General features: G+C 66.5%; 21 protein-coding genes. 12 read left to right on the forward strand and 9 right to left on the reverse strand.

Annotation, left to right across the window (positions count from 1 at the left end; all coding sequences use genetic code 11):
• Positions 1 to 47: 47 nt before the first annotated feature.
• Together BDO18943_RS14005 and BDO18943_RS14010 are read right to left on the reverse strand one after the other, a co-directional pair.
• Positions 48 to 1,460 carry an undecaprenyl-phosphate glucose phosphotransferase gene (locus BDO18943_RS14005; protein ID WP_175022761.1) on the reverse strand — a complete coding sequence of 471 codons (1,413 nt, stop codon included), beginning with the start codon at positions 1,458 to 1,460 and terminating at the stop codon, positions 48 to 50.
• Positions 1,461 to 2,019: 559 nt separating this feature from the next.
• On the reverse strand, positions 2,020 to 3,036 hold the full coding sequence (locus BDO18943_RS14010; RefSeq protein ID WP_175022762.1) for a 1-aminocyclopropane-1-carboxylate deaminase: 1,017 nt from the start codon (positions 3,034 to 3,036) through the stop codon (positions 2,020 to 2,022).
• A gap of 197 nt (positions 3,037 to 3,233) precedes the next feature.
• Here BDO18943_RS14010 and BDO18943_RS14015 point away from each other — a divergent pair, with 197 nt between their 5' ends.
• On the forward strand, positions 3,234 to 3,734 hold the full coding sequence (locus BDO18943_RS14015; RefSeq protein ID WP_175022763.1) for an Lrp/AsnC family transcriptional regulator: 501 nt from the start codon (positions 3,234 to 3,236) through the stop codon (positions 3,732 to 3,734).
• A 121-nt stretch (positions 3,735 to 3,855) separates the two neighbouring features.
• On the opposite strand, the gene mdeB is transcribed toward BDO18943_RS14015, so the two are convergent.
• Positions 3,856 to 6,576 (reverse strand): alpha-ketoglutarate dehydrogenase, encoded by a 2,721-nt coding sequence (gene mdeB, locus BDO18943_RS14020; protein ID WP_175022764.1) that lies wholly within the window; start codon positions 6,574 to 6,576, stop codon positions 3,856 to 3,858.
• A 164-nt stretch (positions 6,577 to 6,740) separates the two neighbouring features.
• Between mdeB and BDO18943_RS14025 the strand changes: the two genes are divergently transcribed.
• From BDO18943_RS14025 to BDO18943_RS14035, 3 genes are all read left to right on the forward strand, one after another.
• Complete coding sequence (locus tag BDO18943_RS14025; RefSeq protein ID WP_175022765.1) at positions 6,741 to 7,268, forward strand: Lrp/AsnC family transcriptional regulator; 528 nt, start codon at positions 6,741 to 6,743, stop codon at positions 7,266 to 7,268.
• Between the two features lie 243 nt (positions 7,269 to 7,511).
• Positions 7,512 to 9,233 (forward strand): ubiquinone-dependent pyruvate dehydrogenase, encoded by a 1,722-nt coding sequence (gene poxB / locus BDO18943_RS14030; RefSeq protein WP_175022766.1) that lies wholly within the window; start codon positions 7,512 to 7,514, stop codon positions 9,231 to 9,233.
• A 106-nt stretch (positions 9,234 to 9,339) separates the two neighbouring features.
• Positions 9,340 to 9,780: a GNAT family N-acetyltransferase gene (locus BDO18943_RS14035; RefSeq protein WP_175022767.1), complete on the forward strand. Its 441-nt coding sequence runs from the start codon at positions 9,340 to 9,342 to the stop codon at positions 9,778 to 9,780.
• 65 nt (positions 9,781 to 9,845) lie between these two features.
• Here BDO18943_RS14035 and BDO18943_RS14040 read toward each other — a convergent pair whose 3' ends face one another.
• Entirely contained in the window at positions 9,846 to 10,763 is a 918-nt protein-coding gene (locus tag BDO18943_RS14040) for a LysR family transcriptional regulator (RefSeq protein WP_175022768.1), read from the reverse strand.
• Between the two features lie 119 nt (positions 10,764 to 10,882).
• Here BDO18943_RS14040 and BDO18943_RS14045 point away from each other — a divergent pair, with 119 nt between their 5' ends.
• The 5 genes from BDO18943_RS14045 (at position 10,883) to BDO18943_RS14065 (ending at position 16,485) form a co-directional block, all read left to right on the forward strand.
• Entirely contained in the window at positions 10,883 to 11,866 is a 984-nt protein-coding gene (locus BDO18943_RS14045) for an aldo/keto reductase (RefSeq protein WP_175022769.1), read from the forward strand.
• Between the two features lie 227 nt (positions 11,867 to 12,093).
• On the forward strand, positions 12,094 to 12,684 hold the full coding sequence (locus BDO18943_RS14050) for a class I SAM-dependent methyltransferase (RefSeq protein WP_043178798.1): 591 nt from the start codon (positions 12,094 to 12,096) through the stop codon (positions 12,682 to 12,684).
• Between the two features lie 154 nt (positions 12,685 to 12,838).
• Positions 12,839 to 14,275, forward strand: a complete 1,437-nt coding sequence (locus BDO18943_RS14055; RefSeq protein WP_175022770.1) for an alkaline phosphatase — start codon at positions 12,839 to 12,841, stop codon at positions 14,273 to 14,275.
• Between the two features lie 32 nt (positions 14,276 to 14,307).
• Positions 14,308 to 15,699, forward strand: a complete 1,392-nt coding sequence (locus BDO18943_RS14060; RefSeq protein ID WP_175022771.1) for an alkaline phosphatase — start codon at positions 14,308 to 14,310, stop codon at positions 15,697 to 15,699.
• A gap of 33 nt (positions 15,700 to 15,732) precedes the next feature.
• Positions 15,733 to 16,485, forward strand: coding sequence for a hypothetical protein (locus BDO18943_RS14065; RefSeq protein WP_175022772.1), 753 nt, complete (start codon positions 15,733 to 15,735; stop codon positions 16,483 to 16,485).
• Positions 16,486 to 16,611: 126 nt separating this feature from the next.
• Here the strand turns inward: BDO18943_RS14065 and BDO18943_RS14070 are convergent, their stop codons facing one another.
• From BDO18943_RS14070 to BDO18943_RS14085, 4 genes are all read right to left on the reverse strand, one after another.
• Entirely contained in the window at positions 16,612 to 17,751 is a 1,140-nt protein-coding gene (locus tag BDO18943_RS14070; RefSeq protein ID WP_175022773.1) for an acyltransferase family protein, read from the reverse strand.
• Positions 17,748 to 18,557, reverse strand: coding sequence for an OXA-1043 family class D beta-lactamase (gene blaOXA / locus BDO18943_RS14075; protein WP_175022774.1), 810 nt, complete (start codon positions 18,555 to 18,557; stop codon positions 17,748 to 17,750). The genes BDO18943_RS14070 and blaOXA overlap by 4 nt, the downstream gene beginning before the upstream one ends.
• A 325-nt stretch (positions 18,558 to 18,882) precedes the next feature.
• Complete coding sequence (locus BDO18943_RS14080) at positions 18,883 to 19,875, reverse strand: RDD family protein (RefSeq protein ID WP_175022775.1); 993 nt, start codon at positions 19,873 to 19,875, stop codon at positions 18,883 to 18,885.
• Between the two features lie 504 nt (positions 19,876 to 20,379).
• The gene (locus BDO18943_RS14085; RefSeq protein WP_175022776.1) at positions 20,380 to 21,531 is read right to left on the reverse strand and encodes a porin; all 1,152 of its coding nucleotides are present in this window, start codon (positions 21,529 to 21,531) and stop codon (positions 20,380 to 20,382) included.
• 572 nt (positions 21,532 to 22,103) lie between these two features.
• On the opposite strand from BDO18943_RS14085, the gene BDO18943_RS14090 reads away from it, so the two are divergent.
• The 3 genes from BDO18943_RS14090 (at position 22,104) to BDO18943_RS14100 (ending at position 25,013) form a co-directional block, all read left to right on the forward strand.
• Complete coding sequence (locus BDO18943_RS14090) at positions 22,104 to 23,141, forward strand: ABC transporter substrate-binding protein (RefSeq protein WP_011356435.1); 1,038 nt, start codon at positions 22,104 to 22,106, stop codon at positions 23,139 to 23,141.
• A 70-nt stretch (positions 23,142 to 23,211) separates the two neighbouring features.
• Positions 23,212 to 24,177, forward strand: coding sequence for an ABC transporter permease (locus BDO18943_RS14095; protein ID WP_175022777.1), 966 nt, complete (start codon positions 23,212 to 23,214; stop codon positions 24,175 to 24,177).
• Positions 24,178 to 24,191: 14 nt separating this feature from the next.
• The gene (locus BDO18943_RS14100) at positions 24,192 to 25,013 is read left to right on the forward strand and encodes a quaternary amine ABC transporter ATP-binding protein (protein WP_053077708.1); all 822 of its coding nucleotides are present in this window, start codon (positions 24,192 to 24,194) and stop codon (positions 25,011 to 25,013) included.
• A 50-nt stretch (positions 25,014 to 25,063) separates the two neighbouring features.
• Here the strand turns inward: BDO18943_RS14100 and BDO18943_RS14105 are convergent, their stop codons facing one another.
• On the reverse strand, positions 25,064 to 25,447 hold the full coding sequence (locus BDO18943_RS14105) for an immunity 22 family protein (protein ID WP_175022778.1): 384 nt from the start codon (positions 25,445 to 25,447) through the stop codon (positions 25,064 to 25,066).
• Between the last annotated feature and the right edge of the window lie 144 nt (positions 25,448 to 25,591).

The following is a 25,591-nucleotide window of genomic DNA, read 5'->3' on the forward strand; positions in this document are numbered from 1 at the left end:
ATCCTTATCGTGTGGCGGCGACCGTGAAAGCAGGTGCCGCGTGCGTGTCAGTACGCGTTGCTGTGGGTCCAGCCGCGCAGGACGGTGGCCATGACGATGCGCATGTCGAGTGCGAAGGACCAGTTGCGCAGGTAGTAGAGATCGGCTTCGACACGGCGCTGCATCTTCTCGACGCGATCGGTCTCGCCGCGCAGGCCGTTGATCTGCGCCCAGCCGGTGATGCCCGGCTTGACGCGATAGCGATGGATGTAGCCGTCGACGATCTTCCGGTACAGGTCGTCGTGTTCGAGCGCATGCGGACGCGGCCCGACGACGGACATCTCGCCGCGCAGCACGTTGATGAACTGCGGCATCTCGTCGAGGCTGGTGCGGCGCAGGAAGGCCCCGATCCGCGTGACGCGCGGATCGTCGCGCGTCGCCTGGCGCACGACGTGGCGGTCGTCGTGGAGCCGCATCGTGCGGAACTTGATGATCGTGAACGCCTTGCCGTTGGCCCCCTTGCGCTGCTGCCGGAACAGGGCCGGCCCCTTCGACGAAAACCGGATCGTCAGCGCGATGACGAGCAGCAGCGGGGCGGTGCAGGTCAGGACGGCGGCCGCGAACAGCCGGTCGAAGACGGCCTTCTGCAGCAGCGCGCGGGACGACAGCGGCGACGCGACGAGGTTGATCGCGGGCGCGCCGACGAGATCGATCATTTCACCGTCGAACATCGCGAGCCTGCTGACGTCCGGCACGAGCCGGATGTTGACGAGATCGTCGCGGAACGCATCGAGCACGGCCATCACGGTGCGGGCCTCGTCGATCGGCAATGCGAGCCAGATTTCGGGAATCGCGTGCGCCCGGACGTGTCGTGCGAAGGCATCGAGCGAGCGGAAGGACGGCGCATCGACGCGGTCGCCGCGCGTCGTGACGCCGAAGTCGAGGGTTGCCGCCGCGCGAAAGCCGGCCGAGGGCAATCGGCCAATACGGTCGAGCAGTGCGTCGCGATGCGTGCCCGCCCCGACGATGGCGACGAGGCGGTCGCCGTCCTGGGTGCGCGCGATGCGGTCGAGCGTCGTGCGCGCGACCAGTCGCGACGCGACGAGTACGACGCCGCTCACGGCTGTCCACAGCAAATGCCAGGAGGGCGAAACGTTCAGTGCGGGAGGGAGGGCCAGCATCACGAGTGTGGCGCAGGCCTGGGCAAGCAGCCATGCGAAGGCGGTGACCGCGGCGGCGCGGTATTTCGACCGGCCGCACGGCGCGGGGTACAGGGGGAATGCAGGGAACAGCAGCAGTGCGAACGTTGCCGCACAGGTGACGTTCGCGAGTTCCGCTGCGCCGCCGCTTTCGGAGGCGGGGAAAACCAGCGTTGCGACAAGCGCGCCGGCCGAAATCAGCACGACGTCGGAAGCTCTGGCGAGCGCCCCCACGGGGTGCCGCGACGCATGCCCGCGTCGTGCTTCGAAAAACATATCCATATACCCTGTTGCAACCGTTCTGTTTGACCCTGCGCCGGGTGCCACCGCGATCCCGCACGCAAGACGTCGCATTCGGCGGATGCCGGAGGCGGCTTCATTGCGCGGAGTGGGCAATCGATGGACGGGGGCGCTGCTTGACTTGCTGTCGGTAGCGCGCATTGCGCCGGTGCTTCCGGATTCGCGTTCGCATTGCGTGAATGTTTGCGAAATGTTGCGATCGGACCGACGGGGTCAATTTTCGGGAACTGGGGTACTGATTTAAATAGAACTTCTACCAAATTGGTAGTTGATGAGTTGGTACAAGTACGAATGATTTGAGATGGGCCCGCATTGTCATTATTGAGGGGGCGTGCGGGGTGATGCGAGCAGGCATCAGGATCGACGGGGCGTTCGGACGACTCGAGGGAGCGCAAGGCGTTGCGCAGGAGGGGGCGGCGGCGCGGGAAGCGGATTGCGCAAGATCTCAAAACGATCGCGGCCCGAGGCGGACAATCTCCGCTCGGGCCGTCGCTATCTCATGACGCAAGCAGTCGTGCGCCTGATCGACACGGGATGCACCTCACCCGTTGCGGAAGATTTCCGCGTAGGCGCTCAGCGCCGGCACTCCCCCGAGATGCGCATACAGCACCTTCGACCCCGGTTCGAATTCGCCGAGCCGCACCTTGTCGATCATCCCGTGCATCGATTTCCCTTCGTAGACGGGATCGGTCAGCATGCCTTCCAGCCGTGCGCACAGCCGAATCGCGTCCAGCGTGCCGTCGTTCGGCAGCCCGTACTCGGGCCCCGCATAGCGCGTGTCGAGCACGACATCCTGCTCGGCGATATCGCGGCCGAGGCCGACGAGTTCGGCCGTGTGCCGCGCGATGCGCGTGATCTGTTCGCGAGTTTGTTCCGGCTTCGCCGACGCATCGATCCCGATTACGCGATCCGCGCGTCCGTCGGCCGCGAAGCCGACGACCATCCCCGCTTGCGTGCTGCCGGTGACCGAGCAGACCACGATGTAATCGAACTTGAACCCGAGCTGCGCTTCCTGCGCGCGCACTTCCTCCGCGAAACCGACGAACCCGAGGCCGCCGAGCGGATGCTCGGAACAGCCGGCGGGAATCGGATACGGCTTGCCGCCGGCCTGCCGCACGCTTTCCATCGCGTCTTCCCAGCTGCGCCGAATGCCGATGTCGAAACCGTCGGATACGAGTCGCACGTCGGCGCCCATCATCCGCGACAACTGGATATTGCCGACGCGGTCGTACACCGGATCTTCATAGTTGACCCAGTGCTCCTGCACGAGCACGCACTTCATCCCGAGATGCGCGGCGACGGCCGCGACCTGGCGCGTCTGGTTCGACTGCACGCCGCCGATCGACACGAGCGTGTCCGCCCCCTGCGCGAGCGCGTCGGGAACGAGATATTCGAGCTTGCGCGTCTTGTTGCCGCCGAATGCGAGGCCGCTGTTGCAGTCCTCGCGCTTCGCATACAGCTCGACCTTGCCGCCGAGATGCGCGCTCAGGCGCTTGAGCGGCTGGATGGGCGTCGGGCCGAACGTCAGCGGATAACGGGGGAAGCGTTGCAGGTTCATCGGCGGGCTCCGGAAAGCGGTGGACAGGGCGGGAAATCGGATCGATCGGTCGCGGCCGGATGGCCGTGTTCCGATGAGAAAAATGATAGGCAGAAGCGCGAGAAATGGGCTTGCGAAATAAATTGCGGTGACCTACGTTATCGACGAGATGAGTGAGAAATAAACAATTTCGGTTCGCTGAAATGGAGGATGGCGCAATGAAATTAGATCGCGGTAGCGCAACGCCGGCCGATGCCGCACCGGTGCTCGATCGCATCGACCGCGCGATCCTGCGGCAACTACAGCAGGACGCGTCGATCTCGAACGTGAGCCTCGCAGCGAAGGTGAAGCTGAGCGCACCCGCCTGCCTGCGGCGCGTCGAGCGGCTGAAGGAAATGGGGTTGATCCGCGGCATCGTCGCGTTGCTCGACCCGAAGCCGCTCGGCGCCGGGATGCTGGTCGTGATCGGCTTCGTGCTCGATCGCTCGACGCCGGAAGCGTTCGCCGCGTTCGAGAAGGCCGCGCAGAAAGTGTCGGGGTGCGTCGAGTGCCACGTCGTGACCGGCGAATTCGACTACTTCATGCTGGTGCGCACACGCGACAACGACAGCTTCAACCGGCTGCATGCCGAGCAGCTGCTTTACCTGCCCGGTGTGCGGCAGGTTCGCTCGTTCATGGTGCTCAAGGAGATCCTGTCGACGCATGCGTTGCCGCTGTAGCGCGGCATGCGTGACGCTTGGCCGGCCGGGTGCGCTGCGTTACGGCGGCACACCCGGCGGAAAAGGGAGGGATGGCGCTGCCGAAAGGGGCAGCGTGTCGTGATGGCGAATGCGGGTGCGCTCAGCGCTGCCAGGGCGCCGCACCATCGGGCGATGGCGCAATCTTGCCGAGCCGCTCGCGTGCCGCCTGGACCACTGCCGCATCGATCTCGCCTTCATCGGCCAGCGCCTTCAGCGCGGCGAGCACGATACTCGCGCGATCGACTTCGAAGAACGTGCGCAGTGCTTCACGCGTGTCGCTGCGGCCGAACCCGTCGGTGCCGAGCGTCACGTAGCGGCGCGGCACGTACGCGCGGATCAGCTCGGGCACCGCGCGCACGTAGTCGGTCGCGGCGATCACCGGGCCTTGCGTCGATTCAAGCATCCGCGTGACATACGGCTCGTTCGCCACTGCACCAAGTCGTGACAATCGCTCGGCCTCCATCCCGTCGCGCTGCAGTTCACTGAAACTCGTTACGCTCCACACGTCTGCATCGATGCCCCATTCATCCGTCAGCATCCGCTGCGCGGCGAGTACCTCGCCGAGGATCGCGCCCGCGCCGAGCAATTGCACGCGTGCCGTTGCGTTCGAACAGGACGGCAGCCGGTGCATGCCCTTCAGGATGCCGTCGCGCCGGGCGGCCGGATCGTCGTCGGGCATCGACGGCTGCGCGTAGTTCTCGTTCGTGACGGTCACGTAATAGAAGACGTCGCGCTGCTGCTCGACCATCTCGCGCATGCCTGCATCGACGATCGTTGCGACTTCGTACGCGAACGCCGGATCGTACGCGCGGCAGTTCGGGATCGTCGAAGCCGCGAGATGGCTGCTGCCGTCCTGGTGCTGCAGGCCCTCGCCGCCGAGCGTCGTGCGGCCCGACGTCGCGCCGACGAGGAAGCCGCGCGAGCGCTGATCGGCGGCGGCCCAGATCAGGTCGCCGATGCGCTGGAAGCCGAACATCGAGTAGTAGATGTAGAACGGCAGCATCGGCAGGTCGTGCACGCTGTACGCGGTCGCGGCAGCGATCCACGACGATACCGCGCCAGCTTCCGAAATCCCTTCCTCGAGAATCTGGCCGCGCGTGTCCTCGCGGTAGTACAGCATCGAGCCGAGATCCTCGGGCTCGTAGCGCTGCCCGAGCGGCGAGTAGATGCCGACCTGCCGGAACAGGCTCGCCATCCCGAACGTGCGCGCTTCGTCCGCGACGATCGGTACGACGCGCGGGCCGAGCGCCGGATCCTTCAGCAGCGCGGCCAGCATGCGCACGAGCGCCATGGTCGTCGACATCTCGCGATTCGCCGCGTCCAGCGCGAACGCACCCCAGGCCGGCATCGGCGGGACGGTCAGCCCCTGCGATGCCGCCATCCGCCTTCTGGGCAGATAGCCGCCCAGGGCAGCCCGGCGAGCATGCAGGTAACGCATCTCGCGGCTGTCTTCGGCCGGTTTGTAGAACGTGAGCTGCTCGACGTCGAGATCCGACAGCGGCAGCCGGAAACGGTCGCGGAATGCTTTCAGGTCGTCGACGTCGAGCTTCTTCTGCTGGTGGGTCGTCATCCGCCCCTGGCCGGCCGCGCCCATCCCGTAACCCTTCATCGTCTTCGCGAGGACCACGGTCGGCTGGCCGCGATGGGCGAGCGCACGTGCATAGGCGGCGTGCAGCTTGCGCGCGTCGTGGCCGCCGCGGCGCAGGCGGTCGATCTCCGCGTCGGTGAGCTGCGCGGCGAGCGCGTCGAGCGCCGGGTCGCGGCTGAAGAAGCGTGCGCGGTTGTATGCGCCGTCGTTCGCGGAGAAGGTCTGGAACTGGCCGTCGACGGTGTCGGCGAACGCACGGGCAAGTGCGCCCGCGTGATCGCGCGCGAACAGCGGATCCCAGTCGGAACCCCACAACACCTTGATCACGTTCCAGCCGGCGCCGGCGAACAGCGCTTCGAGTTCGTCGATCACGCGGCCGTTGCCGCGCACCGGGCCGTCGAGCCGCTGCAGGTTGCAGTTGATCACGAACACGAGGTTGTCGAGGCCCTCGCGTGCGGCGAGCGACAGCGCGCCGAGCGATTCGGGCTCGTCCATTTCGCCGTCGCCGAAGAAACCCCACACGGTGCGGTTCGCGGTGTTCGCGAGGCCGCGATGCTGCAGGTAGCGCATGAAGCGCGCCTGGTAGATCGCGTTGATCGGGCCGATGCCCATCGAGCCGGTCGGGAACTGCCAGAAGTCGGGCATCAGCCACGGGTGCGGATACGAACACAGGCCGGGACCGGCAATTTCGCGGCGGTAGTGCTTCAGGTGTTCCTCGTCGAGGAAGCCTTCGAGATACGCGCGTGCGTAGACGCCCGGCGACGAATGCGGCTGGAAGTAGACGAGGTCGCCGCCCGTGCTGCCTTCACGCGTTGCCGCGCGGAAGAAATGGTTGAAGCCGACTTCGAACAGGTCGGACGCCGATGCATAGCTTGCGATGTGTCCGCCGAGTTCGCCGTACGCGCGGTTCGCGCGGACGACCATCGCGAGCGCATTCCAGCGCAGCGCGGCCGACAGCCGCTCTTCGAGATCGGCATCGCCCGGATACGGCGGCTGCTCGTGTGCGGCGATCGTGTTCACGTACGGCGTGACGGCCCCACGCGACGCCGCAAGCCCGCGGATGTGCGCATGGGCGCCGAGCCGGTCGAGCAGGAACTGCGCGCGATCCTTGCCGACGTGCGCGGCGACCGCGTCGAGCGCTTCCAGCCATTCGGCAGTTTCTTCAGGGTCGGCATCGGCGTGCGCGAGGCCCGCGCGCCGCGTGGCGTCGATTCCGTTCGACAGGTCCGTCATCGCAGGTCTCCCGCGCGCCGGGTCGGGGCGGCGCGCAATCAGTGGCAATCGGTCGGATCATGCTACCCGCCGATCCGCAAAATATGCGTCTGATTTCATTGTGAATTCCAGTCTGGATAGTGTAAATATTCTGGTTACAGCCACTCTTCTGGAATATTTCGACCATGAGCGCGAACCCGCGGCGGCTCGACCGCATCGACATCGGCATCCTGAACCAGCTTCAGCAGAACGCACGGATCACGAACGCGGAACTCGCGAAGGCGGTGAACCTGTCGGTCACGCCGTGCTTCAACCGCGTGCGCGCGCTGGAGAAGCTCGGGCTGTTCCGGCAGCAGGTCACGCTGCTCGATCCCGAGCCGCTCGGGCTGCGGATCAACGTGTTCATCCAGGTCAGCCTGGAAAAGCAGGTCGAGGATGCGCTGCAGCGTTTCGAGGAAGCGATCTCGCAGCGGCCGGAGGTGATGGAGTGCTACCTGATGTCGGGCGACGCCGATTACCTGCTGCGCGTCGTGATGCCCGACATGCGCACGCTCGAACGTTTCATCATCGAGCGGCTCACGACGATTCCCGGCGTGTCGAACATCCGGTCGAGCTTCGCGCTGAAGCAGGTGCGCTACAAGACCGCGCTGCCGCTGCCGGCGGCGGGGCTCACGCTCGTCGATCCGGACGAAGCGGCGTCCGACTGGAGCTGAGCGCGCCGGCCGTCGAGCTGTCCATCGGCTGACGCCGCGGTGACGAATCGATGACGCGCGAACGTACGCGCACCGTGCACCTCGCATCGAACGAATCGCGCGAACGCCCCTCATACGTCAGTCGGATCGTTCGCACGGCCACGACGTCGAGCGGGCAACGCGCGTATGCTCGTCCGGGCGGCGGCGCGTGCGGATGCGCGGACGGTTCATGCATGTCTCGGTCAATCAACGAATGAGGGCATCATGGCAAGACAGACGATGGCGGAATACCTGGCGAAGACGCTGGCGGCAGCGGGCGTCGAGCGCATCTGGGGCGTGACGGGCGACAGCCTGAACGGCCTGTCGTTCAGCCTGAGCCAGATCGGCTCGATCCGCTGGATGCATACGCGGCACGAGGAAAGCGCCGCGTTCGCGGCCGGCGCCGACGCGGCGTCGACCGGGCGGCTCGCGGTGTGCGCGGGCAGCTGCGGCCCCGGCAACCTGCACCTGATCAACGGGTTGTACGACTGCCACCGCAATCACCAGCCGGTGCTCGCGATCGCCGCGCACATTCCGTCGACCGAGATCGGCCTCGGCTACTTCCAGGAAACCCATCCGCAGGAACTGTTCCGCGAGTGCAGCCACTTCGCGGAACTCGTGACGAACGCGTCGCAGTTTCCGCGCGTGCTCGCACGGGCGATGCGCACCGCGATCGACGAGCGCGGCGTCGCGGTGATCGTGCTGCCGGGCGATATCGCGCTCGGCGACGGCCCGGAAGAGCTGCCTGCGTGGAGCGAGTCGTCACCGCCGTCGATTCTGCCGGCCGACGCCGATCTCGACCGGCTCGCGGCGCTGCTCAATGCGTCCGATGCGGTCACGCTGCTGTGCGGCAGCGGCACGCAAGGCGCGCACGACGAAGTGGTCGCGCTGGCCGACACGCTCGGCGCGCCGGTCGTACATGCGCTGCGCGGCAAACAGTTCGTCGAATGGGACAACCCGTTCGACGTCGGGATGACGGGGCTGATCGGTTTCAGCTCCGGCTATCACGCAATGGAATCGTGCGACACGCTGCTGATGCTCGGCACGGATTTTCCGTACCGGCCGTTCTATCCGACGAACGCGAAGGTCGCGCAGATCGACTGGAAGGGCTCGCAACTCGGCCATCGCGCGCCGCTCGCGCTCGGCCTCGTCGGCACCGTGAAGGAAACGATCGCGGCGCTGTTGCCGCGCCTCACGCGCAAGACGCAGCGGCGCTTCCTCGAGAATGCGCTGAAGCACTACGCGGCCGCCCGCAAGGGGCTCGACGATCTCGCGGTGGCCGAGCCGCCGGGCCGCGCGATTCATCCGCAGTATCTGACGAAGATCGTCGACGAAGTCGCGGCGGAAGACGCGATCTTCACGGCCGACGTCGGCACGCCGACGCTGTGGGCCGCGCGCTACCTGACGATGAACGGCAAGCGGCAACTGCACGGCTCGTTCAATCACGGCTCGATGGCGAACGCGATGCCGCAGGCGCTCGGTGCGCAGGGCGCGCATCCGGGGCGGCAGGTGGTGTCGCTGTCCGGCGACGGCGGGCTGTCGATGCTGCTCGGCGATCTGCTCACCGCGCGGCAGCTCAAGCTGCCGATCAAGATCGTCGTGTACAACAACAGCCTGCTCGGCTTCGTGTCGATGGAACTGAAGGCGGCCGGCTATCTCGATACGAACGTCGACCTGAGTCCGACCGATTTCGCGGCGATCGCGAAGGGCGCGGGCATCTTCAGCGTGCGCGTCGAGCATTCTGAGAACGTCGAAGAGGCGCTGCGCATGGCGTTCGCGCACGACGGGCCGGCGGTGGTCGACGTCGTCACGTCGAAGTACGAGCTCGCGATGCCGCCGAAGATCGAACTCGCGCATGCGAAGGGCTTCAGCCTGTTCATGCTGCGTGCGATCCTCAGCGGGCGCGGCGACGAGATCGTCGAGCTCGCCAGAACCAACTTGCGGTGAAACGGCGCCGCGCAGCGCTGCTTTGGGCAGCGTGCGCGGCGTACCGCATCGACGAACGCAGCGGGGTGCGTTCGTCCCCGCAGGACGAATTGAACAACACGAAAACATGGCAATCGAGATTCGCGCTTACGAGGCATCCGACCTGCACACGCTGTCGGCCATCTGGTTCGACGCATCGCTGCTCGCACATCCGTTTCTCGGCGAGGCGCGGCTGCGCGAGCAGCGCACGCTGATCGAAGCGATCTATCTCCCCAACGCGGAAACCTGGGTCGCGTGTCGTGCCGGCGAGCCGGTCGGCTTCATCGGCCTGCTTGACGGGACGATCGGCGGATTGTTCGTCGCGCCGTCGATGCAGGGCCACGGGATCGGCCGCGCGCTGGTCGAGCATGCGCTCGCGCTCAAGGGCACGCTCGATCTCGAGGTGTACGCCGATAATCGCGATGCCCATGCGTTTTACGCGCGGCTCGGCTTCGAGGACATTTCGCGGCGCGACGAGGACGATGAGGGCTTGCCGTTCGCGAATATCCTGATGCGTGCCACGCGTTAAGCGTGCGGGCAGGTGCCGCGTGGCGCGGCATCGGCTGTGGGGATGTTCCGGTGCGCGTGCTGCGCTCAGTCCGGTGCCGCTTCGCGCCCGGTAGCCACCCACTCGCGCACGGCCTCGACGAACAGCCGCAGCGCCGCCGGCGGATGCCGGTTCGCCGGATAGTAGAGGCATGGCGCGCCGAAATCCTGGCTCCATTCCGGCAGAACCGGCACGAGCCGCCCGGCGGCGACGTGATCGGCCACGCGCGACTGCGTCACCCACGCGATGCCGATACCGGCCAGCGCGGCCTCGATCATCAGCCCCTGGTTGCCGAGCGTCATCGGCCCGTCGACATCCACGCTGACCCGCTTGCCCTTGCGGATCAGATCCCATCGATAGAGCGCGCCGCTTTCGAACCGGTAGCGGATGCACCGGTGCTGCACGAGATCCTGCGGGCGCGCCGGCGGTGCGTGCCGCGACAGGTAGTCGGGCGACGCCACCGCGACGAAGCGGATCGTGTCGCCGAATTTCACCGCGATCATGTCGCGCGGTACGTCTTCATGAACGCGGATGCCGGCGTCGAAGCCGTGCTCGACGATGTCGATCAGCCGCGAATCGGTGACGAACTCGACGTGGATGTCCGGATAGCGGGCGACGAACGCGGGCAGCACATGCCGGATCAGCGGGCGCGCCGCCGCTTCCGACGCGCTGATCCGGATCTGGCCGGACGGGCGGTTGCGGGCGGTGGCCGCGTCGTTCAATGCATCTTCGAGATCGGCCACCGCGGGCCGCACGCGCAGCAGCAACTGCTCGCCGGCCTCCGTCAGCGCAACGGAGCGCGTGGTGCGGTTGAAGAGGCGCACGCCGAGCCGCGCCTCGAGGTGGCGCACCGCATGGCTCAGCGCCGACGGTGACACGCCCAGGATGCGCGCCGCGCCGCTGAAGCTGCGCTGCTCCGCGATCGTGATGAAGGTCGTCAGTTCGCCGATACCGGTGCGGAGCATTTGTGAATTTTCCTCAGTAACGTATGAAAGGGTACGCCGATTGTTGAGCAGTATCCATCAACCTACACTGGCTTCCTCGGCATCCCGTCGATCCTTTTCATCTTCAGCAGGAGAACGTCATGCAAAAGCGCATGCTGGGTAAGAGCGGCCTCGAAGTCTCGTCAATCGGGCTCGGCTGCATGGGATTGAGTTACGGCTACGGCCCCGCCACCGACACCGCGAGCGGCATCGCACTGATCCGCGCCGCGTTCGAGCGCGGCGTGACATTCTTCGATACGGCGGAAGCGTATGGCCCGTTCATCAACGAGGAACTGGTCGGCGAGGCGGTCGCGCCGTTTCGCGACCAGGTCGTGATCGCCACCAAGTTCGGTTTCGAGGACGGTCAGGCGATGAAGGGCGTCGACAGCCGGCCGTCGCATATCCGCGACGTGGCCGATGCGGCGTTGAAGCGGCTGAAGGTCGATCGTATCGACCTGTTCTACCAGCATCGCGTCGATCCGAACGTGCCGATCGAGGACGTGGCCGGCACGGTCAAGGACCTGATCCAAGAAGGCAAGGTCGCGCATTTCGGGCTGTCGGAAGCCGGTGAGCAGACGATTCGCCGCGCGCACGCGGTGCAGCCGGTCGCCGCGCTGCAAAGCGAGTATTCGCTGTGGTGGCGCGAGCCGGAGGCGCGGATCCTGCCGACGCTCGAGGAACTCGGGATCGGCTTCGTGCCGTTCAGTCCGCTCGGTAAAGGTTTCCTGACCGGCGCGATCGACGCGAATACGACGTTCGCGGAGAACGATTTCCGCAATGTCGTGCCGCGTTTCTCCGAGGAAAACCGCAAGGCGAACGCGGGCCTCGTCGATCTGCTCGGCCGGATCGCGACCGACAAGGGCGCGACGCGCGCGCAGATCGCGCTCGCCTGGCTGCTGGCCCGCCACCCGTGGATCGTGCCGATCCCGGGCACGACGAAGCTGCACCGGCTCGACGAGAACGTGGGCGCGGCCGCCGTCGTGCTGACGGCCGACGATCTCGCCGCGATCGAAACCGCGCTGCAGCAGATCAGGATCGTCGGCGAACGCTATCCCGCGCACTTCCAGCAGCGTATCGATCGCTGATCCGGCATCCGGCGGACGATCGGGCACGAATTGATCAGCGGAATCAGGGACAATCTTCACGTCGTCTTAAGTTTGTGTTTCCTAGAATCGATTTGAACGTCGCTCTTCCTGCGACGGACCGATTCGTCCAGGAGGATGCGCATGCCAAAGCCCCGTGTCGCCGTAGCCCTGTTCAACGAAGCCATCGGCACGTCGCGGCCGACAGCGCAACCGCTCAAGGGCTGCCCATGATGTGGCCGAACGCGTGGCGTGTCTCGGCACTGTTCGTGCGCGAGTGGGTTGGCCGTCCGGCCTCGGTGGGCGCGTTGTGCCCGAGTTCGCGGCAGCTGGCACGCGAGATGGCCGACGCGGTGCCGGACGGCGACGGGCTGGTCGTCGAGCTCGGCGGCGGCACCGGTGCGATCACCGCGGCTTTGCTCGAACGCGGCGTCGCGCCACGGCGCCTCGTCGTGGTCGAGCGTTCGCCGGCGTTCGTCCAGCATCTGCGGCGACGCTTTCCGGGCATCTCGATCGTGTCGGGCGACGCGCGTCAGCTCGAGCGGCTGCTGCCGCCCGATGCGCGCGTCGACGCGATCGTGTCGTGCCTGCCGTTGCGCACGCTGCCGCGTCAGGACGTGACGGCGATCATCGATCAGTGCCATCGCGTGCTGTCGGCCGATGGCGTGATGATTCAGTTCACGTACGACCTGCGGCCGCCCGGCCGTCATCCGCTGGGCGATTCGGCATTTGTTGCCAGTGGCAGCCGGATCGTCTGGGCAAACATTCCGCCTGCGCGCATCGTGACCGTGCGCAACGTCACAGCCGAACATGCGGAATGACGCCGCTGCACGCGAGGCGCCCGACCGTGGCGCCTCGCCGTCACCTTTCATAAATCCTTCCAATCCTTCCAATTAGCATTCATATTGCCGTCACATCAGGTTCCTACCATCGCCTTTCATTTCGAAAGCATCAACGGCGGGGAGAACCGGCAACATGAATCGAATCAAAATGGCGGCGCTGCTGTGTGCGAGCGCCTTTGCACTGGCCGGATGCGGCAGCGACGACGACCCGACCAGCACGGCGCCCGGCCCCACGACGCCGCTCGCCGCGCGCAACGTGATCTTTTTCCTCGGCGATGGCATGGGGATCACGACGATGACGGCCGCGCGCATCTATGCGGTCGGTGAAGACGGCGCGCTGACGATCGACTCGCTGCCCGAAACCGCGTTCGTGAAGACCTACTCCAACGATGCGCAGGTGACGGACAGCGCACCGTCGATGTCGGCATACATGACCGGCGTCAAGACCAACAACGAAGTGATCTCGATGTCGCCCGACACGAAGGCGATCGAGCCGACCGCGAGCCTCACCGGCAACTGCGGCACCAACAACGGCAAATCGGCGACGACGCTGCTCGAGATCGCGAAGGCGCAGGGGCTGGCCACCGGTGTCGTGACGACCACGCGTGTCACGCATGCGACGCCGGCCGCGACGTACGCGCACGTGTGCCATCGCGACGCCGAGAACGACATCGCCGCGCAGCTCGTGCCGGGCGGCGCGGGCTACAACGGCGCACTGGGCAACGGCGTCGACGTCGTGCTCGGCGGCGGCACGCAATTCTTCGTGCCGAAGGATGGTGGCGGCAAGCGCACCGACGGCCGCAACCTGGTCAACGAGCTGAAGGCGAAGGGCTATGCGTTCGCGCAGAACCGCGACGACCTGCTGGCCGCCGATGCGACGAAGAGCGGCAAGCTGGTCGGCCTGTTCTCGTCGAGCCACATGAGCTACGACCTCGACCGCGGCGCGACCAAGGAGCCGAGCCTCAGCGACATGGCGACGCGCGCGCTCGACGTGCTGCAGCAGAACCCGAACGGCTATTTCCTGATGGTCGAGGGCGGCCGGATCGACCACGCGCTGCACGACACCAATGCGAAGCGCGCGCTGCAGGACACGGTGGCGTTCGACAACGCGATCAAGGCCACGATCGACAAGGTGCGCAAGACCGATCCCGACCTGAAGAACACGCTGATCGTCGTCACCGCAGACCACGACCATACGCTGGTGCTGAACGGCTATGCGGCGCGCACCGGCAAGACCGAAGCAGGCAAGCCCGGCGTGCTGGGCGTGCTGCGCAACTACCAGACGGGGACGGTCGCGAAGGACGCGGACGGCGCGCCGTACACGATCATCGGCTTCGGCAACGGCGAGAACCGCGTGCAGGGCAGCCGCGCGGGCACCGCGCTCACCGATGCGGTGACGGGCGCCGACGACTATCGCCAGGAGGCGGTCGTGCGGATGGACAAGGGCAACGAGACGCACGGCGGCACCGATGTGTTTCTCGGTGCGATCGGCCGCGGCGCGGATGCGTTCCACGGCGTGATCGAGAACAACAAGGTCTTCGAGCTGGTGCGCAACGCGGTGCAGCTGTGAGCGCCGACCATACGGGTACAGGGGAATACAGGATGTCGACCATCAAGTACATCGCGGCGGCGCTGGCCGTCGCGGGTTTCGCATGCGGCGCGGCGCAAGCCGCCGGCCAGGCGAAGAACGTGATTTTCTTTCTCGGCGACGGCATGGGGCCGACGACCGTGACGGCGAGCCGGATCTACAAGGTCGGTGAGTCGGGACAACTGACGATGGAGAAGCTGGCCCGCACCGCGCGCGTCAAGACCTTCTCGAACGACGCGCAGACGACCGACAGCGCGCCGTCGATGGCCGCGTACATGACCGGCGTGAAGATGAACAACGAAGTGCTGTCGATGTCGTCCGACACGCGCGCGGTCGCGCCGGGCAACGACGCCAACGGCAACAAGACCGTCAACAACTGCGCGCCGGGCAACGGCCAGCCGGTTGCGACGCTGCTGGAGCTGGCGAAGGCGCGCGGCAAGGCGGTCGGCTCGATCACGACGACCGAACTCACGCACGCGACGCCGGCCGCGACCTATTCGCACATCTGCCATCGCGATGCGCAGTACGACATCGCCGCGCAGGCGGCACCGGGCGGCGCGGGCTACAACGCGGCACTCGGCGACGGCGTCGACGTGCTGATGGGCGGCGGCCGCAATCACTGGACGCCGTTCGATCCGGTGGCCAACAAGCGCGGCCGCGCGGACGGGCGCAACCTGCTCAACGAGATGAAGGCGAAGGGCTACACCGTCGTCGCGACCAGGGATCAGCTCGCACAGGCCGGCAACGGCAAGCTGATCGGCCTGTTCAGTTCGACGAGCCATCTCGAATACGAACTCGACCGCGTGGCCGGCAAGGGCGAAGGGCCGTCGCAGCCGAGCCTCGCCGAGATGACGTCGAAGGCGATCGACGTGCTGTCGAAGAATTCGAACGGCTACTTCCTGATGGTCGAGGGCGGCCGGATCGATCACGCGCTGCACGGCACCAACGCGAAGCGCGCGCTCGAAGACACGGTGGCATTCGACGAAGCGATCCGCGTCGCGCTGTCGAAGGTCGACCTGTCGAACACGCTGATCGTCGTGACGGCCGACCACGACCACACGATGACGATCAACGGCTATTCGAAGCGCGGCAACCCGATTCTCGATATCAGCCGCAACTATCGCGACGGCCAGCCGAGCAAGGACGCCGACGGCAACACCTACACGACGCTGGTGTTCGGCAACGGCGCGAACCGGCCGAACGTGCGCGCGTCGGTCGATTCGGCCACGGCGACGAACGAGGCGTATCTGCAGGAAGTCGGTGTGCGGATGGGCAGCGCGGGCTCGGAGACGCACGGCGGCGGCGACGTGATGCTGTTCGCCGACGGCGCGGACGCGAAGGCGTTCAAGGGCACGATCGACAACACGAAGGTGTTCGGTCTCGTGCGCTCGGCGTTCGGTTTCTGAGTCCGTTGATCTCATGAGGAACGGGAACGCCCGATGAAACGTCAGCTTCTCTGCGCGCTCGCTTGCGGGTGGGTTGCGCTACCGGCCCTTGCAGCGGCCGATTTCGACGCCGTGCTGCTGCACGAGAGCCGCACGGTGTCGGCCGACGGTGTGACGCGCACGACGCTGTATCGCGAACGGATGGTGCGGCGCGACGGGCACGTGTGGGTCGAACGCGTGCTGCCCGTCGCGGCGGCAGGGGGGCACGGCGACGATCACGACCATGACCACGACGCGGGCGGTGTACGCGAGACGCCACCGCGCGCCGGTGTGCAGCCGGCCGCCGCGCACGCCGGCCACAAGCACTTCAACTTCCAGGCGGCCGCGCGGCACGTGACGTCCGACGGCAAGACGACGCGCATCGAGTATGTGGATGCGGCGAACCGGACGGTCGTCAGCGTGCCGCCGGCCGAGTACGAAACCACGGGCTTCGACGGCTCGTGGGACAACGCGTACTACGTCACGCCGCCGTCGCAGTTGAAGCGGCTCGCGGTGGCGAAGCGCGGCGACGCGCCCGGCACCCGCTGGTACGAGCAGGCGGTCGACACACCCGGCGCGCGCGGCGTGAACCGGATCCTGTGGAGCGAGAAGTGGCAGGCGCCGCTGTCGGTCGAGTACCGGAGCGCCGACGGCCGTGTCGTGCGCAAGCTGACGCTCACGCCGACGCCGGCCGCGCGGCGGGAGACGTTGCCGTGGCAGACGCTCGCCAGCTATACGCGCAAGGAATACGCGGATTATCTCGACTGATCGACGATTTCGACCATCTGTACGCGGGGCTTGCGGTCAGGCCGGCCGGTATCGTCAAGCGATACGGCCGGGCCCTGGCCGATTTTTTCTTTCTTCTCGTGGCGCCGCAGCGATCGCCGATGCGGGCTAGAAGCGCGCGCCGTCCGGCACGCGCGCGGAAGGCCGCGACGCGACCCGCTTGATGAAGCGGTCGAGCGGTGTCGCATAGCCGCGCCCGATCGCCGCGCTCAGCGCCGCCGACAACGCCAGATACGCCGTCAGCAACAGCAGCTTCGTGTCGCCATGCGTGGCCGACGGCGGCCAGAACGTGCGCAATCCGCCGAGCACGATCAGGTGGAACAGGTACAGCTCGTAGCTCAACTTGCCGGCCCGGCACAACGGCGCGAGCAGGCGGCCCTGCACGCGCTCGCCGTTGACGTGTGCGCCGATCAGCAGCACGGCCGTGCCGAGCGCCATCGCGGTGACGCCGGCGACGTGGCTTTCCGCGATCGGCCAGGCCAGATAAAGCGCGGCCATCGCCGTCGCGACGGGCCACTGCACGAACGGCGCGGCCAGCCGCTGCCAGTTTGCGCGTTCGGCCAGCAGCGCAGTGCAGCAGCCGATCGCGATCCCGTCGAACGACGCGAAGTACGCATAGAGGAACCCGCCTTCTTCACCGGCGTGCGTGAAGCGGTACACGGGCCCGAGCGCGGCGATGATCACCCAGAATGCGACCAGCCGTGCATCGCGGCGCAGCGCGACGCACAGCAGCGGGAACGACAGGTAGAACACCTCTTCGACCGACAGCGACCACAGCACGCCGAGCGCGTAGTTGACCCACCCGTAGGCACCGATCAGCACGTTCATCCAGAACGTCAGCGACGCGAAATTCACGAGCCAGAACGACACGGCGATGCCCTCCGGCGCATGGTTCTGGAAGATCGGCACGCCGGCCGCCGCGAGGCCGTTGACGAGTGCGAGCAGCAGGAGCAGGCACGGGACGATGCGCGCGACGCGCGATACATAGAATGAACGCACGTCGACCGCGCCGAGGCTGCCCCAGCGGCGCCGCGCATTCGACGTGATCAGGTAGCCGGAGATCACGAAGAACATCGTCACGCCGTAGTTGCCGTTGCGCGCCACCGCATGCACCGCATCCCAGCCGAACGCGCGAGCGAGCGACGTGTCGCGCAGCGAGTAAGGGATGTTGAAGTGATGCAGCAGGACGAGCACGATCGACACGCCGCGCAGCAGGTCGATCCGCGCGTTGCGCGGCCCGGTGGTCACTGCGGCCTGCCCGGTTCGGCGAGGGCCGGCAGCGTCGCCAGGAACGTATCGCGTGCACGCAGGCCGGCATTCGGCGTCTGACGCTTGTCGTCCTGCATCAGGTACGCGAACACGAGCTTGCGCGGCCCTTTGGCCGCCCAGCCGACGAACCAGCCATACGCGTGCGACGCATCGTACTTGCGCCCCGGCGACCCGGTGCCCGTCTTGCCGTGCACGATCCACCCGCCGGGTTGCGTGTCGATCAGCGTGATGCGCTCGGTCATGTCGTACGCGTGCGCGCTGACGGGCAGCGTCCGGTTCGTGATCTTGCGCATGAAGGCGACCTGTTCGAGCGGCGAGATGCGCAGCGATGCGTTGACCCATGCGCCCATCACGCCGTTCAGCTCGCCCGCCTGACTGGTGGCGTCCGCGTTACCGTAGCCGAATGCATTCGTGTACTGCTGGAAGCGCGCCTGGCCGAGCGCCTGCGCGACCTGCTGCGAGTACCAGAACACCGACAGCTTCATCCAGCGCGCCGGATCGGTCGGCTCGCGCCACGGCTCGCCGCCCCAGTCGGGGTAGCCGGCGTGGAAGTCGAGCGTCGGTGTGTGCTCGTCTTTCAAAACGCCCGCATCGAAGCCCATCAGGCTGATGGCAACCTTGAACGTCGACGCCGGCGTCACGCGGGTCGCGCAGTCGCCTTGCTGTACGAGCACCTGGCCGGTGGCGGCGTCGGCGACGACGGTGCAGACGGGGTGGGCCTGGGAAGTCGCGGCGGCCAGAAGGCCGGTGGCGAAGGTGAACAGCGCGCGGCGCCAGTGTTTCAAGTGACACTCCTCGGGGATGTGCGGCAGGCGCGCGGTGCGGGGGAAGGGGTGCAGGCCGTGCGCAATGAAGGCGACGGCCGGCATCGAGAAAGACGGATGGCGACCGTTGCGGAGGCTCACAGTGTATCGACGGATCAGCGTTCGCTGACCTGTCACGGTTGACGGGGCAATCGCGCGGTTTCATCCGCTCCGGCGGCGCCGGCCGGCCACGCGTGACGATGCGCATGAAAAAGCCCGCCGGCAGGCTTGCGCTTGCGGGCGGGCAAAGACACCTCGGGCAGACCCGCGCGGCAGGTCGATGCCGATGTCGCTCATTCCTGCTTCGTCACGTCGACCCGGTGCCGACCATCGTGGCCCATTCGGCAGGCGAGCGCCCCATGAAGAACTGGTTTCGCCACGTCGCAATGCCGAGATTGACCGAGCGGACGCTCACCACGTTGACGAGATCCTGCTTTCGCAGCCAGGCCGATGCGGAAAGCGCTGCGTGCGCGACAGCGGTCGCCCCGGCCTTGTTCAGCAGGGTCGGCGTGCTCGTGAGCACGGTGATGGTGGCGATCGCCTTCTGCGTCTGGCCCGCCGGGCCGCCCACCCGCATGGTGCCGATCCAGACGCCGCTCTGGATCACGCCCGGAACGGTGGACGTTGCACGCTGGATCTGACGGATATCGGCCATGCGATCGTCATCGATCAACCGCGTTGCCGCAAAACGACTGCCGGCGAACATAAGCAGGCCAAGGACGGCCAGGATCGCCCAGTGCTTCCGGCCAACCGGAGCGGTATCGTCGACTGGGGCCGCGACATGCACGACCCTGCTGGCGGTGAGCAGATCCTGTACGGACTGGCGGCTCGGCCTGTTGAAAACGAACAGATACAGCAATGCCAGGCACCAGAAGAACACGACCGCGCCGTTCGCGGTGGCGAGCCATTCCATGCCCGGATCGCGAAGCGCGGGCAGGTCGATAAAGCCGATGCCGCCGAGTATCAGCGGAACGGCGATCAGCGCGTACCGTGCCCAGGCGCGAACGTACCCGGGACCGGAGGATCCGTCAGGGGCGGCGCTATCGGCAACGCGGATCTTCATCACCCGCTTGCCGAGCGACTGGTGCCGATTTCCGCCCTCAAGCAGGCCAAAGTAAAGGGAACCGATCAGGAAGCCGATCAGCCTTCCCCATTCGCCAATCGTCGAAAGGGCATCGAAGAACGGGATTGCGATTGCCAGCCCGATCAGTCCGAGCAGAATCGAATCGATCGAAAAGGCGGCGGTGCGTCGCCAGAAGCCGGCGGCGCCGTGTGATTGTTGGTCTTCATTGCGCTCCATTGCCGTCGCCCCCGATGCGTTATGTTCGTCGAGCCGTTTGGGCTCTTTGCGGCGCGTGGCCGCAGGATTGCCTATGCCGACACCGATCCGATCGTGACAGGCAGATCATATCGACCGGCTTGCCGCAAAATTGCAAACTATTGTGAGCAATGTGCAAGCGTGAACGGGCTTCATGCCGCCTGCGGCTGATCGGCGATCGACCCGAACGCGGCGAGGCGTGCGCTGCCGGACGGGCAGCGCACGTGCTGCGCGCGTATCGGCCGGGCGCGGGATCGAGACGGGCCCCAGCGGACTTGAAAGGCTGGCAACGATTGTCGGGGATTTTCGTGAGGCCGTCGAACGCGTGTGTCCGGTTCGACGCGGTAGCCGCTGACGCGCACGCGTGCCGAAAATTGGCGAGGAACCATGAAAAAGCCCGCCGGCAGGCTTGCGCCTGCGGGCGGGCAAAGACACCTCGGGCAGACCCGCGCGGGTGTCGCGTGAAGAACGGAGAACCGGGTTGCGTCAGAACTTGTGGCGCAGCGCGAGGCGCACGGCCACCTGGTTCGACGTCGACGACGGCGCGTCGGTACCGGGGATGAACGCGTTGTCGAGGATCGAGTTCGTCTTGTCGCCGGCGATGTGCTGGTACGCGGCCTGCACGTACACGTCGGTGCGCTTCGACAGGTTGTAGTCGGCCATCAGCCCGGCCGAGTGGATCTTCGGCTTCGCATTGCCGGTCGATGCGTCGTACTTCTCGAGCGACAGCACGTACTGCGCGCCCACCATGAACGCCGGCGTGATCTGATACGAACCGTTCACCTCGAAGTTCTGGTACTTGATCGCGCTGACCGTCGCGCCAGGCGCGATGATCGCGCCCGGGTTGCCGAGGTAGCCGTTGCCGGTCGGGTTCTTGTAGTTCGAGTTCGTGTACGCGAAGCCGACCGTCGCGGGCCCGAACGTGTAGTTGATGCCCGCGCCGAACACGCGCATGCGCTCGGCGATGTAGCTCGCGTCGTTCGCGGTGATCGCGCCGGCCGAGCCGTCGCCCGGATGGTTCGCCTGCAGGTACGCGGCGCCGATCAGCAGGCCGTTGTTCTGGTACTGCGCGCCGAAGCTGTACGCGCGGTTGTCCGAGAAGTTCGTGCTGTTGCTGAAGCTGTATGCGCCGCCGAACGTGAAGCCGCCGAAGTTCGGGCTCGCGTACTTCACCGTGTTGTCGAGGCGGAACGAGTTGTCGGTGTTGTCGTTGTCGAACGGGTGCGCGAGCAGGTAGCCGCCCCAGTTGCCGTTGGCCGTGGTTGGCGCGAGATAGTCGACCACGGAGTCGTACTGGCGGCCGAACGTCAGCGTGCCGTACTGCGTCTGGCTCAGGCCGACGTACGCCTGGCGGCCGAACATGCGGCCGCCCTGGTTGAGCCGGCCGGTGTTCACGTCGAAGCCGTTTTCGAGCTGGAAGATCGCCTTCATGCCGCCGCCAAGATCCTCGCTGCCCTTCAGGCCCCAGCGGCTGCCCTGCGCGTAGCCGCTCGCCATTTCGTAGACGTGTCCGGTGCCGACGTTGTTCGTGTAGTTCAGGCCTTCGTCGATCACGCCGTACAGCGTGACGCTGCTTTGCGCGAACACGGGGGCCGCGAAGGTTGCCGTTACGGCGAGCGCCGTCAGGGTCTTTTTCATTGATGAGATCTCCGGGATATCCAGCTTGTATCGGTTGTCGTGAGCGCGTCCGGCGAGGCGCGCCCCGTCATCCGGGGCGACCCGGCGCAGCGTGCGCGGCGCCGGATCGCGCAAGGCGCGGCGGCGCGGCAACCGGCAGCGTCGGGTCGTGTCTCCTCCGATGACTCCGCGCATTCTTCCCAAGCCGAAAAGGAATCGAAAGCGAGTAATTTCGATGGATGGGATCGGGTTCGCCAATGGGGGCGCGACAGGCCGTTTCGACAGCCGAAACGGTGAGTGCGGCACCGCCGTTCAACCCCGGCCGGACAATGGCCGAACACGGTCGCGAGGCCGCCCGCGCCGGGCCGTGTCCCGCCTCGTGAATCCGGCCGGGAAGCCCGTCCGGCGTGCCTGACAGCACATCCGGGGATCGATTGGCGCCGCCGATTGCAATGATCGGAATTACTCGTTTCCCTAAACATATTGGCGGCTGAAACATGCAGACTGACCGGACGTGGCTGGATTCACGATTCGCCGGTCGCCGCGCATGCCGCGACGCACAAACAACAGATTCGATTTGGAGACGACCCACCATGCAGATTCGACGACTGAAAACGGTCCTTCTCGCCGCCGCGGCGATCCTGTCCGCGCCCGCGGCCCACGCGGCCGGCGGCGCGTGCGCCGACGGCAAGACGGTCCATTTCGCGGGCATCACGTGGGAGAGCGGGTCGTTCGCGACCGAGGTGCTGCGGCAGATCATGGAGAAGGGCTACGGCTGCAAGACGGACGTCGTGCCGGGCAGCACGGCCGCCACCGAAACGGCGCTCGCGCGCAACGACCTGCAGATCTGGGCCGAGCAGTGGACGGGCCGCAGCGAGATCACCGCGAAGGCCGTCTCGTCGGGCGCCGTGAAGCTGATCGGCGACACGCTGCCGGGCGGCACGACGGAAGGCTGGTTCGTTCCCGACTACGTGGTGAAGGGCGATCCGGCGCGCAACATCAAGCCGGTCGCACCGGGGCTCGTGTCGGTCGACGATCTGCCGAAGTACAAGCAGGTGTTCGCCGACGAGGAGGAACCGGACAAGGGCCGCTTCCTGAACTGTCCGACGGGCTGGGACTGCGAGCGCGTGAACACGCGCCTGCTGCGCGTGCTGAAGCTCGACCAGTCGTATACGAATTTCCATCCGGGCACGGGCGCGGCACTCGATGCGGCGATCGCATCCGCGTACCAGCGCGGCGCACCGATCGTGTTCTATTACTGGGGCCCGGCCGCGCTGATGGCGAAATACAAGTTCACCGCGCTGAAGATGCCGGCCTATAACGAAGCATGCTGGAAGACGTTGCGCGACGAGAGCAGCACGCACCAGTGCGCGTCGTCGTACATGGTGTCGCGACTGACGGTCGGCGTGTCGAAGCCGTTCGCCGATGCGAACCCCGATCTCGTCGGCGTATTCGGCAAGGTGCGCTTTCCGATGGACTTCCTGAACCAGACGATCCTCGAGATGACGACGAAGAAGATCGACGGCGCGGCGATGGCCACGCAGTTCCTGAAGACCCGCCAGGACATGTGGAAGCAGTGGGTGCCGGCCGACGTCGCGCAGAAGATCGCCGGCAGCCTGAAGGGCGCGTAACCTGCGCGCGGCGGCGGGCCAGCGCCCGCCGCCGCCGTCACGCGCCTTCGCGGCGCGACGGAGAATCAACATGAACGGCTTCTTTCTGCACCTGTCGATCGCCGACTGGGTGAACAGCGCGCTCGAGACGTTCGTCGCGCAATACGGCGACGGCTTCCATCACTTCAGCGTGCTGGTGCTGCGCTACCTGCTCGTGCCGCTCGAAGGCGCACTGCGCGTGGCGCCGCCGTGGCTCGTGCTGCTGGTCGTCGGCGCGATCGCGTGGAACGCGACGCGCCGCATCGGCCTCGGTGTGCTCTTCATGCTGCTGCTCTACGCGATCGGCTGCTTCGGCCTGTGGGACAAGCTGATGCAGACGCTCGCGCTGATGCTCGTCTCGACGGTGCTGTCGGTCGCGATCGGCGTGCCGGTCGGCATCCTCGCGTCGCGCAGCGCCTGGCTGCGCCGGATGCTGCTGCCGGTACTCGACGTGATGCAGACGCTGCCGAGCTTCGTGTACCTGATCCCGGTGCTGATGCTGTTCGGGCTCGGCAAGGTGCCCGCGATCCTCGCGACGATCATCTACGCGCTGCCGCCGCTGATCCGCCTGACCGATCTCGGCATTCGCCAGGTCGATCCGGACGTGACGGAAGCCGCGCGCGCATTCGGCACGACGCGCTGGCAACTGCTCGTCAACGTGCAGTTGCCGCTCGCGCGGCCGAGCATCATGGCCGGCATCAACCAGACGACGATGATGGCGCTGTCGATGGTCGTGATCGCGTCGATGATCGGCTCGCGCGGGCTCGGCGAGGACGTGCTCGCGGGCATCCAGACGCTCGACGTCGGCAAGGGCACGCAGGCCGGTCTTGCGATCGTGATCCTCGCGATCGTGATCGACCGGATCAGCCAGGGCTTCGGCCAGGAACGGCGCGCCCGGCGGCGGCTTGCGCAGCAGCGCCGGCAGAAGGGCGCGTCGCGCGTGCCGTACCGGCTGCCGCGCAAGGCGCAGTCGGCGAGCGTCGATTCGAATCAGGCGACGCAATCGTCGCGTGCATAGGAACGGAGACAGACATGGCGACCATCGACGTCAAACACGTGTACAAGCTGTTCGGGCCGCAGGCGGCGCATGCGCGCGTGCTCGACCTGCTGCGCTCGGGCAAGCGCAAGGCCGACGTGCTGGCCGAAACGGGCTGCAACGTCGGGCTCAACGACGTGAGCCTCGGCATCGAGTCGGGCGAGATCTTCGTGATCATGGGGCTGTCGGGTTCCGGTAAATCGACGCTCGTGCGGCACTTCAACCGGCTGATCGAGCCGACGGCCGGCGAGATCGTGATCGACGGCAGCGACGTGATCAAGCTCGACGCGCACGGGCTGCGCGAACTGCGCCGCTTCAAGGTCAGCATGGTGTTCCAGAACTTCGGATTGCTGCCGCACCAGACCGTGCTCGACAACGCCGCGTATGCGCTGCGCACGCGCGGCGAGAAGCGGCACGATGCGGCCGAGGCAGCGCGCAACTGGCTGACGAAGGTCGGGCTCGACGGTTATGGCGATCATTATCCGGACGAGCTGTCGGGCGGGATGCGTCAGCGCGTCGGGCTGGCGCGCGCGCTGGCGGCCGATACCGATGTGCTGCTGATGGACGAGGCGTTCTCCGCGCTCGATCCGCTGATCCGTACCGAAATGCAGGATCAGTTGCTCGAACTGCAGGCGACGCTGTCGAAGACGATCGTGTTCATCACGCACGATCTCGACGAAGCGCTGCGGATCGGTGATCGCATCGCGATTCTGCGTGACGGTACGCTCGTGCAGGTCGGGACGCCGGACGATATTCTGTCTCGGCCGGCGGATGATTATGTGCGGCGGTTCGTGGAGAAGCGGTCGAGTGTGAATTGAGGCGGGAAGCGAAACGAACAAGGGCGGCACAGGGTGCCGCCCTTGTTCGTTCATGCGGGCCGGGCCGACGCCGGGCCGGTGCGCGTATCGAATTCATAGGCGCCCACGTAGTCGAGCGAAGCGTTTTTCGGCGTCGTGACGACGTTGGGCGAGTACACGCCGATTGCACTGTCGGCGACGAGGTCGGCCGGAACGGCATGTACCCATGCCGATTCCCAGGAAGCGCCGCGCAGCAATTGCTGGACAGGAACGGGATCGCCCCGATGAATGGCCTCGATGCATCCCGGCTCGTAGTCGCGCAGCCCGACTTCCGTCATGAACGCGGAGGGAATACCGTCGCCGTCCTCGGTGTACCGCTCGTCGATGAATGAGCGCATCTCTGCGAACGAGCGGAATCGGCCGCTGGAAATGAACAGGTGAACGGTAACGATCATCGGTGACCTCGTCGGGCGTGAGATGGCCGGCGGGGAGCGCCCGCGCACGCGCACGATGATACGCGCGTGCGCGATGCCGGGCACCTCGCCGAACGACCCTCTCGCCCCGCAACACATTCGCCGGAATCAGGTCAGTGCCCTTCT

This window comes from Burkholderia aenigmatica (genome assembly GCF_902499175.1).
Classification (GTDB): domain Bacteria; phylum Pseudomonadota; class Gammaproteobacteria; order Burkholderiales; family Burkholderiaceae; genus Burkholderia; species Burkholderia aenigmatica.

Coding starts and splice junctions, on each gene's coding strand:
- BDO18943_RS14010 (WP_175022762.1), bottom strand. CDS start 3,036: ATGAACCTGCAACGCTTCCCCCGTTATCCGCTGACGTTCGGCCCGACG.
- BDO18943_RS14080 (WP_175022775.1), bottom strand. CDS start 19,875: ATGGAGCGCAATGAAGACCAACAATCACACGGCGCCGCCGGCTTCTGG.
- BDO18943_RS14055 (WP_175022770.1), top strand. CDS start 12,839: ATGAATCGAATCAAAATGGCGGCGCTGCTGTGTGCGAGCGCCTTTGCA.
- BDO18943_RS14040 (WP_175022768.1), bottom strand. CDS start 10,763: ATGCTCCGCACCGGTATCGGCGAACTGACGACCTTCATCACGATCGCG.
- BDO18943_RS14090 (WP_011356435.1), top strand. CDS start 22,104: ATGCAGATTCGACGACTGAAAACGGTCCTTCTCGCCGCCGCGGCGATC.
- BDO18943_RS14100 (WP_053077708.1), top strand. CDS start 24,192: ATGGCGACCATCGACGTCAAACACGTGTACAAGCTGTTCGGGCCGCAG.
- BDO18943_RS14050 (WP_043178798.1), top strand. CDS start 12,094: ATGATGTGGCCGAACGCGTGGCGTGTCTCGGCACTGTTCGTGCGCGAG.
- BDO18943_RS14085 (WP_175022776.1), bottom strand. CDS start 21,531: ATGAAAAAGACCCTGACGGCGCTCGCCGTAACGGCAACCTTCGCGGCC.
- BDO18943_RS14035 (WP_175022767.1), top strand. CDS start 9,340: ATGGCAATCGAGATTCGCGCTTACGAGGCATCCGACCTGCACACGCTG.
- poxB (WP_175022766.1), top strand. CDS start 7,512: ATGGCAAGACAGACGATGGCGGAATACCTGGCGAAGACGCTGGCGGCA.
- BDO18943_RS14105 (WP_175022778.1), bottom strand. CDS start 25,447: ATGATCGTTACCGTTCACCTGTTCATTTCCAGCGGCCGATTCCGCTCG.
- mdeB (WP_175022764.1), bottom strand. CDS start 6,576: ATGACGGACCTGTCGAACGGAATCGACGCCACGCGGCGCGCGGGCCTC.
- BDO18943_RS14045 (WP_175022769.1), top strand. CDS start 10,883: ATGCAAAAGCGCATGCTGGGTAAGAGCGGCCTCGAAGTCTCGTCAATC.
- BDO18943_RS14095 (WP_175022777.1), top strand. CDS start 23,212: ATGAACGGCTTCTTTCTGCACCTGTCGATCGCCGACTGGGTGAACAGC.
- BDO18943_RS14065 (WP_175022772.1), top strand. CDS start 15,733: ATGAAACGTCAGCTTCTCTGCGCGCTCGCTTGCGGGTGGGTTGCGCTA.
- BDO18943_RS14015 (WP_175022763.1), top strand. CDS start 3,234: ATGAAATTAGATCGCGGTAGCGCAACGCCGGCCGATGCCGCACCGGTG.
- BDO18943_RS14025 (WP_175022765.1), top strand. CDS start 6,741: ATGAGCGCGAACCCGCGGCGGCTCGACCGCATCGACATCGGCATCCTG.
- BDO18943_RS14060 (WP_175022771.1), top strand. CDS start 14,308: ATGTCGACCATCAAGTACATCGCGGCGGCGCTGGCCGTCGCGGGTTTC.
- BDO18943_RS14005 (WP_175022761.1), bottom strand. CDS start 1,460: ATGGATATGTTTTTCGAAGCACGACGCGGGCATGCGTCGCGGCACCCC.